General features: G+C 40.4%; 1 protein-coding gene. It reads right to left on the bottom strand.

Annotated features, from left to right (window positions below):
• Positions 1-993: type I restriction enzyme subunit R domain-containing protein (locus FE296_RS00270; RefSeq protein ID WP_150363972.1), on the bottom strand; the 993-nt coding region annotated here is incomplete at both ends.

The following is a 993-nucleotide window of genomic DNA, read 5'->3' as shown; positions in this document are numbered from 1 at the left end:
AGTGCAGTTTTCTTTCCTTCTTCCGTAGCTGCGCACAGTGAATGAGCTTTTGCTGCTTCTATGGAAAATTGTTTGAATTCCTTTTGCTCTTTCTCGTCTAATCCTAAAACAAAGTTCATTCCGCCAGTAATCGCCCGGATTCTTCCTGCTTGCGATGATCCCATGTAAGCAGAGTAATCGTATGTATGGAACATACTTCGCAGTACTTCTAGCTTTTCTTGCATAACAGCAATGGCTTCATCTGTGTCAATCGCTGTATTGGCTCGGTCACTATCAGTATACTGCTTTAATGCTTTTTTTAAGTTTTCCAGAATCCCGATATAGTCAACAACTACACCGCCCGGCTTGTCTTTAAACACACGATTGACACGTGCGATGGCCTGCATTAAATTATGACCTTTCATCGGCTTATCAATGTACATTGTATGCATGGAAGGTACGTCGAATCCTGTTAACCACATATCACGTACTAGAACGATTTGCAGTTCATCACTTGTGTCCTTCATTCTTCTTGCCAGGGTATCACGACGATGTTTCCCACCGATATGTTTTTGCAAACGTTCTTCATCACCAGCACTGCCTGTCATAACGACTTTAATTACACCTTTTTCAAGATCATCACTGTGCCACTCTGGACGGATTTTAATAATTTCATCATATAAATCCACACATATTTTACGACTCACACACACAACCATCGCTTTACCAGCAATCGTTTTTGACTTTTCCTCGTAATGTTCTACAATATCTGTGGCTAATCGCTTCACACGATTGGGTGCTCCTACAATGGCTTCCATACGGGACCATTTAGTCTTATACTTTTCCCGATCGTTATCTTCTTGGCCTTCTGTAATTTCTTCAAACTCATCATCAAGCTTTTTCCATTCTTCTTCATCTGTATCTAGTTTAATGATGCGGTTTTCATAGAATATCTTGACCGTTGCTTCATCTTCTACTGCTCTTGTCATATCGTACACATCAATATAATGACCA

The sequence above is a fragment of the Paenibacillus sp. UASWS1643 genome (genome assembly GCF_008693195.1).
Classification (GTDB): domain Bacteria; phylum Bacillota; class Bacilli; order Paenibacillales; family Paenibacillaceae; genus Paenibacillus; species Paenibacillus amylolyticus_B.
This window is presented reverse-complemented; position numbering and strand designations above follow the sequence as displayed.